Here is a 9,125-nt window from a genome sequence, read left to right as displayed (position 1 = left end):
ATTATCATGTTGTTTAACTCTAAATAGGCATATAACAAGTCACTCAAAAGGACTAAAAACAGTTGGCTAGGTTCGCTGCGCTCACTATTTTAGCCAACAATTTTTAGCCTCTTAGTGAGGCGTTATATGCCTAGGGAAGCGGTGTGGGATTAATCGAAGCTATTTTATTAGGATTGCAGTATAAGAACCTGCAAAAACCATTTGTTTTCTTCTCAATGCTAATTGGCTTTCTATTTTTTTCTTTAGCTGGTTTTGGAATGTTTTACGGTATTTATGAAATTGTCATAAGTAATAAAACTGGTAAGTTTCTACCTGTATTGGGTGTGTTAGCTTTTTCAATATTGTTTTTTGGTCTTGCTGGTGTTTGTGGCTATATGATCAAACGCTGTTTTAAATAGGTGTAATCGGCATATAACAAGCCACTCAAGCAGGACAAATAACAGTTGGTTTTGTTCGCTTCGCTCTCTATTATAACCAACTATTATTTGCCTCTTAGTGGGGCGTTAGAGAGCTAAAGGAATATCGGTGATAAATTTAGAATTGTCGGATTATTGGGAATTATTAGCTCTTCATAATGTATTAATGGAAGCAAAATTTCACGATAATCCTTTTAAACCTGAAATTCAGCTAAGTCCTCACGTACAAAGTTTGGCTAATAAAGTTTTTGATACTTTAATCAACGTCGAAGCACCAGCTCCAGGTTTCAGTAAAGAAGGCTGGTTAAGTTGGCGTATGGCTTCTAAGGATAGGAGAGAATTTCAGATGTTACTTAATAAAATTTCATCTGATCCAAGTTGGGTAAATTTGAGTAAAAGTGAACGCGTAAGGTATATCCAAACATTCATGGCTCCATTAAAATTAACAAATGAGTTACAGTCTGAGATTGTAGTGTAAATCGCTCTCTAACAAGCCATTCAAGCAGGACTTTTAACAGTTGGCTAGGTTCCGCTTCGCTTCACATTATAGCCAACTATCAAAAGCCTCTTAATGGGGCGTTAGGTGTATACGGATGTCACTCTGTTTGGTTGTTTCAAAACTAGCCACTGAAATAGAAATACAGCTTGATGGTTGTACTAATAGCCAACAGTCAATGCTGAAACTTATGATAGAAATGCCGAAATATTTAGCTATAAATAACTTGGCTTTATGGGAGGCTGATTATCGCTCCTCTATTAGCGAAGATGAAGACGAAATTAGTATTGAGTACAAGGCGATAGATATATTGTACGAGCTCGCAGGTTTAAACTTATTTGGCGAATTTCAGGTGAGTTTATCTAAGCAAGTGTATTCGAGTGTTGTCGCCAATTTAGAGCGGCTTGGTATTCAGGTTACAAGTGGTTTGGACGTTTCTCGGTGGTAGATACACCTAACAAGCCACTCAAGCAGGACAAATAACAGTTGGTTTTGTTCGCTTCGCTCTCAATTATAACCAACTATTATTTGCCTCTTAGTGGGGCGTTATATGCCAAAGGAGTTTTCCAGATAGATGGAAGTTGTTGTTTACATATTCTATTGCCTATTCTGTTTTGGCATGATGCCTTATCACGCAAAGGCTGTTACAAAAAGTAAGCTCGTTATTTGGAGCCAAATAGGGTTTTCCTTATTTTGGGCTTATTTAATTTTTTATGAATATATGTCGGATATTCCAGAAGGTGAAAATGGTTCAGTCATAATCGGAATGTTTATGATTTATCCATTACTTTGCTTTATATCCCAAGTCGTATTTTTTGTGCTTTATTATGTAATAAGCAAAATATCGCATAGCTTTAAATTGGCATATAACAAGCCATTCAAGCAGGACAAATAACAGTTGGCTATTTGCTCCTTCGTCGCTTATTTTAGCCAACTATCATTTGCCTCTTAATGGGGCGTTATATTTCCCCACGAATTCGATTCATTTAATTGTCCGCTTTTGTATTTAATAACAAAGCAGGGCGCTTGTTTCGGTTCTTTGTTGTGGTAAATTATGTGCCATTAAATTTGTTGTAGCTTTTGGTTAAACAGTTTTTCGCCAAGGAGTTTGGCATTTATCGCTTAATGATTTATGCGGTAATAATAAGTTTCAAAGCACTCGCTTAATTCAGTTTCGCGAGTGGCTTAAAATTCAAAGTTTGGTGTGTCGTGGGGATCGGGTTTTAATTTTACTCATTCCACCCAATAACCGTTTGTGTGTTTGGTTAGTTAAGTGATTGCAATATAAGGCAAATATAACAAGCCATTCAAAAGGACAAAAAACAGTTTGCTGTTTTCGTTCCTCAAACATTTTAGCAAACTATTTTTTGCCTCTTAATGGGGCGTTATATGCCTAGGAGGCTTGGTGAATAATAAAAGGATTGAGAATAAAATAGGCTGGTTTCTTTCAATATTAATAATGTATCCAGGTCTTGTATTCGTTGCACTGTCAGATAGAAAGTTTGATCACTTCATTATTTTTTCATTTGCGGCAATAATTGCAGTTTACTTTTTTCGCAGAAGCTATTCTATTATAAGAAATGTTAAAGGGTTCTTAATACGCTTTTATATTTCTATGTTTCTTGTAAGTGGCTCATTTATAGTCGTTGCTATTTCGCCAGAAGGAAATAATGCATTAGCTGGTGCAGTACTTTTCTTATGTTTACCTAGTATTTTAATATCTGGTTATTTATTATCAAAATCTAAAGCAGCCCTTGAAGTTATTGAATTGCATAAAAAAGGCATATAACAAGCTATTCAAGTGGGACAAATAACAGTTGGCTAGTTCCGCTCCGCTACACATTTTAGCCAACTATCATTTTCCCCTTAATAGGGCGTTAGGTTTTCATTCAATTTCGGCATATATTAAATTTTTACTCTTTTGTAATAAAAATGATTTATTAGAGACTATTAGTTTGATTGTTATTAAATTTAAGGAATATTCAAAATGAAAAAAGTCTTTAGGTACCTATTATTGTTATTAGTGGCTTTTGCAATTTATGCTGGATTAACTTCTCAAGTATGGTCTTATCCAGCAGGAATTATAGCGTTTAGCTTTTTGTGCTTTCTTGGTACTTTAAAGGGAAAGCGTTCATCAATTGAAACTCAATCTAGTAAGTCTTCTTCTGCTGTAATTGGTGCTAGTGTAACTAGCAGTTTTTCTTCCAGTTCGGATTGTGGGAGTTCTGATGGTGGTTGTTAAAACCTAACAAGGCAATCAAGCAGGAAAATTTACAGTTGGCTGTTTTCACTGCGTTCAACATTTTAGCCAACTATAAATTTCCTCTTATTGAGGCGTTAGTTGTACATGGAGAGTTGATGCGTTCTGCAATTAAGAAAGCCCTATTTAATTTTGGTGGATATTCCTTTTGGATATTATTAGTCCTTTGGGCTGCTTTTTCACTTATCCTCAAAGGTTGTGAATCTACTTGCTATCATGAAGTAGTAAAATCTGTAGCTTCTCCCGATGGAAAACAAGTAGCTGAAATATCTATTGGCGATTGTGGCGGAGCCACAACAGACTTCTTTGGTGGTGTTGATATAAAAAGCGATAACCCAAAATTAAGCGCAGAAAATCTATTTACCTTTGATGGCCGTCCTGAAGAAACAGGACTTGAAGTACGCTGGGTTAGCGACACAGAATTAATTATTAGTATTTCTGATCTTTATAAAGCTCGCTATATTAATCCAAATGGTAGGAAAAGCGCTGATTTAAAAGTAAAATATGAGTATCGCAAATAGTACAACTAACAAGTTACTCAAACGGACGCTAAACAGTTGGCTAGCGCTCGTTCCTCGCAATTTTAGCCAACAATTTCGCGCCGCTTAGTAAGGCGTTATGTTTTCCTAGAGGTTTATTGCTATGGACAGTAAAGATGCTCAATTAAAAATTATGGCTCAAGCAGTCTACGAATTAAGGCTTCTACTAAGTGGCTACCTTGGCAATAGAGATCCTGAAACACAATGTGAATCAGTATCTGCACATTTAGCTTACGCTTTACACAATGAAGCGTTAGCTATTATTGAAGACCGACCTGAAGATTTTGATTTGAATAATGCTATTAGTAAAATTAAACGTGTAGACGAAATGTACGGTGAGCAATTTGGAGAACGCTTTCAAAATCTAATTAGTGATGTAAAAACATAACAAGAAATTAAACAAGGACAAAAAACAGTTGGCTTTTTGTTCACTCCGTTCACTTATTTTAGCCAACAATTTTTTGCCTGTTAATTAGGCGTTATGTTTACCTCGATAGGGGCGCAATATTTGCAAAAGTTTAATGTATCCTTGAACGCTATTTTTACTTTATTATTCTCGATAATTATTGGTGTAATGCTCTTTGGTGCTATATCTCCTAACCAAGCTTATACCTTTATTGCAGTCTTAGTTTTGGTAACAATGTTGTATTCTTTATATGTAGTTATTAAAACTAGAGGTGAATTTAACTTAATTAGGTTATTGGTTTTATTATCGTTTATTGTTACGGTGGTTGTAGCGTGTTTTTATGTGCTAATTACAAATATAACGTCGGTTTAAAGTAAACATAACAAGCTATTCAAGTGGGACAAATAACAGTTGGCTAGTTCCGCTCCGCTACACATTTTAGCCAACTGCAATTTGCCCCTTAATAGGGCGTTATATTGCTAAAAGATTATGATTACAGATTATAGTAGGGAGCCGACTACCAAGTGCAATAAGTGCGGTTTGAGATATAAAACATCTTATTCTGTTTGCCCTCATTGCGTAGGCAAAAATAAAGGGCAAATAATTCGGGATATCCACATTCTGCACTCAGAGCAAATGGAGAAAAACTCTAGTATTGGTAGGCAGTTTATTTATTTGGCAATTATTGTCGCTTGCTTTTTAACGGTGTTATTTTAGTTGAGTGGTAATCGCAATATAACAAGCCATTCAAGCAGGACTTTTAACAGTTGGTTAGGTTCCGCTTCGCTTCACATTATAACCAACAATTAAAAGCCTCTTAATGGGGCGTTATGCGGCATTGCGAATTCAATTAAATGTAATTGTGGTAGTTGCCTTTTCTTTATCCTAGTTATTTACGCGTAATTAAATCTATTTAAGTTTTTGGTTAAATACTTTTTCGCCAAAGTAGGTGAGTGATAAATTCACTTTTCATTAGTGGCTCAAAATTCACGGTTTAGTGTGTCGCAATGCTGTGGTTTTTAATTGTGGATTTTATGTCGTTAATATTTATATAAATTGTGCTGTTTGTGGTAATGTAAAAATCGCATAACAAGGCATTCAAACGGACAAAAAACAGTTGGCTGTTTTCACTCCGTTCAACATTTTAGCCAACAATTTTTTGCCGCTTAATGTGGCGTTATGCGTATAAGCAGAGGTTCATTTGAATAGTCGAGTTTGGGATGAGATCAATGCAATTAGGCTTGATGCATTTTCAAAAATTCATTACAAAAATAAGCAAGAACAATATGTCGCATTGTTAATGACTAGGGTTTCTGAGCTATGCCAAGATTCTCTTTTATTACTAAAAGAAAATCGGATTGCTTCTGCTCCAATTCTTCTCCGGAGTGCTTTGGAATCATATGTAGATCTCATGTGTGTGATTAATGATATTGACTATATCGATGAAATGAATAAATCGTTTGATTTTCGCAAGAAAAAAGTTAAAGGCGAACAAGTAGATCTTAGGAAGCTATTGTCTATTAAAAAGAAATTTGAACTTGCTGGTGAGCTTGGTGTTTATAATGGGTTTTATGCTCATTTGTGTCGTAGCTCACATGGAAATCTGGAAATGCTAATTAACTACCATGCTGTTGGTGAAAGTATTTCAATTGGGCATCTACCTGATCTTAAAGAGGTAAAAACACTTGAAAACCAAGCTGTTGCATTGACAGCAACAGCTTTAATTTCAGGACTCAAACTTCTAGGTAAATTTAACAATCAAATTAATCTACTCGAGCATATTCAAAAATGTGCTGGTAGTGGTAAATACGCATAACAAGAACTTCAAGAGGGACAAAATAAAGTTGGCTGTTTTGTTCACTCCGTTCACCTATTTTAGCCAACTCTATTTTGCCCCTTAAGTGGGCGTTAGGGTTACCGAGATATGGAAGTCGCATCTATCAATCTAAAATCATCTACGGCTGATTGTGAAGAGCATCCAAAGATTGAATGGAACGCCTTCGATTTAAATATTCAATATAAGAATTGGAGTAACGAAAATGTCACTCTTAAATTTTTTGATGTCCCTCATTTTAAATTTGTGAGCAGTGATGAAAGTATTGTTTCAACTTTAAGTGATAATCTCGTTTATGAAGTTAAAAACTCTGACCTTGTAGCAAGTTTAATAAAATGCGGTGAAATCAATGACAATGAGCAGTTTAAGCATTGGTTTATTGGTTTCAACGGTATTGGTTCTTTTGTTGAAGTAGTATTCAAAGGCTTCGACGAAAAGTAACCCTAACAAGTTACTCAAACGGACGCTAAACAGTTGGCTAGCACTCGTTCCTCGTACATTTTAGCCAACAATTTCGCGCCGCTTAGTAAGGCGTTAGCTAACTATTAATCAAACATGGAGTCGTTATGAACAAAATTATTTTAGTGGTATCTATTTTATTGTTTTCGCAATTATCTTTTGCAAACACTACGCAAGATAATGAACCCTTACATAAAATAGTAAAAGATTTTGATAGTGCAATTAAAACCAAAGATAAATCTAAATTTCTAGATTTATTCTATGAAGGTACGGTTTCTTGGGTTGGTGTTTCGGCTGAAAATGATTTTAAAACAGCTAAAAGCAGAGCTGACGCTGCGATAGCCAAAGGTGAGCGCGCTAGAATGCCAATGAAAAATTTTCAAAGTGATCCTGAAAAATTCATCGATGGAATTATTGCTCGTGTTAAAGAGCCCAGAGAAGTATTCGAAAATATAAAAATCCTACACGATGGTGAAGTCGCAACAATATACTTTGATTATGAGTTTTACGACGGAGAGGTAAGAAAAAATTGGGGTAAAGAGAGCTGGTTACTTGTTAACACTGAAAAAGGCTGGAAAATCAATTCAGTTATTTTCTCTATCACTCGCGGATAAAAGTTAGGTAACAAGCTGTTAAACAAGGACAAAAAACAGTTGGCTTTTGCTCCTTCGTCGCTTATTTTAGCCAACTATTTTATTGCCTGTTAACAGGGCGTTAGCTATTTAAATATGAAGTCTATAAAAAGTTTTGTAATTTTCTGCACATTTTTTTTCGGATTGATCTCCATATTATTCAAATGGCGAGATTTGGATAATACGCAAGATATATATTTGTTGCTTCTGGTAGCAACATTATTTGGGCTGTGTGTTTCTGCAGTTATAGCTCGTAAAGGTTCTTTTCTACTTTCTAGTGTGCCTGATAATGAAGTTTGGGCGGCAAAATTTTTATTTTATGTGGGTGCTATCAGTTTTTCTATTTCTATCTCTTGTGTATTAAATATAAACTACGCAAAAAACGAAACTATCGCCTCTTACGAAATTAGTGATAAAAAGTACCAAGAGAAAGCAGGGAAAGCACCCGAAGCTTGGTACATTAGTATTAACAGGCATGGAACAACCATAGAGCTTGCTGTGGGTAGCAAAGATTTTAAGCATTACTCTTTAGGTGATAAGTATCCTGTAAAAGAAATAAATGGATTTTTTAACTGGTTTGTTTTGCTGCCAAATAGCTAACAAGTCACTCAAAAGGACTAAAAAAAGTTGGCTAGGTTCGCTGCGCTCACTATTTTAGCCAACAATTTTTAGCCTCTTAGTGAGGCGTTAGGTGTATCATGGAAGAAGTCCTTGCGTCATTATCAAAAAGTTGTATTACCTTATCGCTTGTATGCAATTGGCGCGTTCGAAATGGCTTTATCCATAGTGCAATCAAATCCTAGTGGTGGCGAACTAGAATGTAAGATAAATGGGAAGTTGAAAGTTAAAGGTAGTTCAACTGTCTTAACTAACCCTTCTATTGAAATGGGTATAATTCACTCTAGGGTTTTGTTTGAATTTTTAGGCTTAAAGGCACCTAAAGGACGACTGATTCAATGTTCCGCTAGAGGAACAGACATAAATATAGAGAGCTTTGGCTTAAATAAAGTTACCGTTGAACAGGTACTTTCTCACTGTAATGGGGATACTGACCTCGCAGAACAGAATATTGTTAATACGCTTACAGCAGCGAATAAGATGATTGCTCATTCAACCGAAATAATAAAGATAGATAATGATTCAATTAATGGCTACTTTATGACTTGTTCGGCTCTAATAGTGTTATTCAATACCTACTTTTATCAGCCACAAAGTTTGGAAATGCCTTTGGCTGTTGCAGCTACGGAGTAAAATACTCCTAACAAGGCGTTCAAACGGACAAATAACAGCTGGCTGTTGTTCGTGCCTCACACATTTTAGCCAGCTATTATTTGCCGCTTAACGTGGCGTTATGTTTCAATGGAGTCTCAATTAATTATGCAAGTCTCAAATTTACCTTGGACAAATAAGCATGTATCTCAACATTATTTTCTTGGAAAACTATCAAAATCAATTCCACCGTTATTCATTTTTATAACATTACTTTCTATAGCGAGATTATCTGAATTATTGTCACCTGATTTTGATTTGACTGGAATATTATCAAATGTTCTCATTATAGTTATCGGCGGCTTTATTTTATCAAAAAAAATGTCATGGGATCAGCAAGCTGCTTTCGTATTAATTACGCTTAAAATAATATTTGGTTTCCTTGGCGTTATTCTTATCGGATTGTCCATCAGCGACTTTGCAAAGTCAGAGTGGGGAGCTTTCCCATATTTTTTAGTCGGTATTGCCTTTCTTCCTATTTGGGAATTCATGTTTGGCTTATATAAGCAGCATGGTAAATTAACTATTGTACGTGCAGCATTAATAATAATTTCAGGTATTAGTATTTATATTCAACTTGAAACATAACAAGAAATTAAACAAGGACAAAAAACAGTTGGCTTTTTGTTCACTCCGTTCACTTATTTTAGCCAACTATTTTTTGCCTGTTAATTAGGCGTTATATATAATTAAGGATCGATGTTTAATATGGATATTAGTTATTGGATTGATTTAGTTGTAGCCATTATTCTTGGTAGCGTCTTAATACTTGTTTCCTTTGGCAAGTTAATTGATTTAACTTCTTATGGTATAG

Annotated in this window: 13 protein-coding genes; all 13 read left to right on the top strand. The window is 35.2% G+C overall.

Features of this window, described 5'->3' with window-relative positions; translation table 11 throughout:
* The first annotated feature begins 143 nt into the window (after positions 1-143).
* The 13 genes from H4J66_RS07340 to H4J66_RS07280 all read left to right on the top strand — a co-directional run bounded on the left by H4J66_RS07340 (position 144) and on the right by H4J66_RS07280 (position 8,899).
* Complete coding sequence (locus H4J66_RS07340; RefSeq protein WP_182172529.1) at positions 144-398, top strand: hypothetical protein; 255 nt, start codon at positions 144-146, stop codon at positions 396-398.
* 127 nt (positions 399-525) lie between these two features.
* Positions 526-894, top strand: a complete 369-nt coding sequence (locus H4J66_RS07335; protein WP_182172526.1) for a hypothetical protein — start codon at positions 526-528, stop codon at positions 892-894.
* 115 nt (positions 895-1,009) lie between these two features.
* Positions 1,010-1,360 carry a hypothetical protein gene (locus H4J66_RS07330; protein ID WP_182172523.1) on the top strand — a complete coding sequence of 117 codons (351 nt, stop codon included), beginning with the start codon at positions 1,010-1,012 and terminating at the stop codon, positions 1,358-1,360.
* 957 nt (positions 1,361-2,317) lie between these two features.
* The gene (locus tag H4J66_RS07325; protein ID WP_182172520.1) at positions 2,318-2,701 is read left to right on the top strand and encodes a hypothetical protein; all 384 of its coding nucleotides are present in this window, start codon (positions 2,318-2,320) and stop codon (positions 2,699-2,701) included.
* 198 nt (positions 2,702-2,899) lie between these two features.
* Entirely contained in the window at positions 2,900-3,154 is a 255-nt protein-coding gene (locus H4J66_RS07320) for a hypothetical protein (protein ID WP_182172517.1), read from the top strand.
* A complete protein-coding gene (locus tag H4J66_RS07315; protein WP_182172514.1) occupies positions 3,148-3,693 on the top strand; it encodes a hypothetical protein in 546 nt (181 codons plus the stop codon). Before H4J66_RS07320 ends, H4J66_RS07315 begins: the two co-directional genes overlap by 7 nt.
* Positions 3,694-3,814: 121 nt before the next feature.
* Entirely contained in the window at positions 3,815-4,099 is a 285-nt protein-coding gene (locus H4J66_RS07310) for a hypothetical protein (protein ID WP_182172511.1), read from the top strand.
* A gap of 1,219 nt (positions 4,100-5,318) precedes the next feature.
* Positions 5,319-5,933 carry a DUF5677 domain-containing protein gene (locus H4J66_RS20270; RefSeq protein WP_259367817.1) on the top strand — a complete coding sequence of 205 codons (615 nt, stop codon included), beginning with the start codon at positions 5,319-5,321 and terminating at the stop codon, positions 5,931-5,933.
* Between the two features lie 108 nt (positions 5,934-6,041).
* Entirely contained in the window at positions 6,042-6,392 is a 351-nt protein-coding gene (locus tag H4J66_RS07300) for a hypothetical protein (RefSeq protein WP_182172508.1), read from the top strand.
* A 125-nt stretch (positions 6,393-6,517) separates the two neighbouring features.
* Positions 6,518-7,024, top strand: a complete 507-nt coding sequence (locus tag H4J66_RS07295) for a hypothetical protein (RefSeq protein ID WP_182172506.1) — start codon at positions 6,518-6,520, stop codon at positions 7,022-7,024.
* A gap of 192 nt (positions 7,025-7,216) precedes the next feature.
* On the top strand, positions 7,217-7,642 hold the full coding sequence (locus H4J66_RS07290; RefSeq protein WP_182172503.1) for a hypothetical protein: 426 nt from the start codon (positions 7,217-7,219) through the stop codon (positions 7,640-7,642).
* Positions 7,643-7,753: 111 nt separating this feature from the next.
* On the top strand, positions 7,754-8,293 hold the full coding sequence (locus tag H4J66_RS07285) for a hypothetical protein (RefSeq protein ID WP_182172500.1): 540 nt from the start codon (positions 7,754-7,756) through the stop codon (positions 8,291-8,293).
* A 108-nt stretch (positions 8,294-8,401) separates the two neighbouring features.
* Complete coding sequence (locus tag H4J66_RS07280; protein ID WP_182172497.1) at positions 8,402-8,899, top strand: hypothetical protein; 498 nt, start codon at positions 8,402-8,404, stop codon at positions 8,897-8,899.
* The last annotated feature ends 226 nt before the right edge of the window (positions 8,900-9,125 follow it).

This window comes from Colwellia sp. MB3u-55, from assembly GCF_014076785.1.
Lineage (GTDB): Bacteria > Pseudomonadota > Gammaproteobacteria > Enterobacterales > Alteromonadaceae > Colwellia_A.
Note: the sequence above shows the minus strand (reverse complement) of the source record. Positions and strands in the feature narration are given on the sequence as shown.

What these genes read in the sequence shown, in the direction of transcription:
- H4J66_RS07330 (WP_182172523.1), top strand. Translation starts at nt 1,010, where the DNA reads ATGTCACTCTGTTTGGTTGTTTCAAAACTAGCCACTGAAATAGAAATA.
- H4J66_RS07320 (WP_182172517.1), top strand. Translation starts at nt 2,900, where the DNA reads ATGAAAAAAGTCTTTAGGTACCTATTATTGTTATTAGTGGCTTTTGCA.
- H4J66_RS07310 (WP_182172511.1), top strand. Translation starts at nt 3,815, where the DNA reads ATGGACAGTAAAGATGCTCAATTAAAAATTATGGCTCAAGCAGTCTAC.
- H4J66_RS07300 (WP_182172508.1), top strand. Translation starts at nt 6,042, where the DNA reads ATGGAAGTCGCATCTATCAATCTAAAATCATCTACGGCTGATTGTGAA.
- H4J66_RS07295 (WP_182172506.1), top strand. Translation starts at nt 6,518, where the DNA reads ATGAACAAAATTATTTTAGTGGTATCTATTTTATTGTTTTCGCAATTA.
- H4J66_RS07280 (WP_182172497.1), top strand. Translation starts at nt 8,402, where the DNA reads ATGGAGTCTCAATTAATTATGCAAGTCTCAAATTTACCTTGGACAAAT.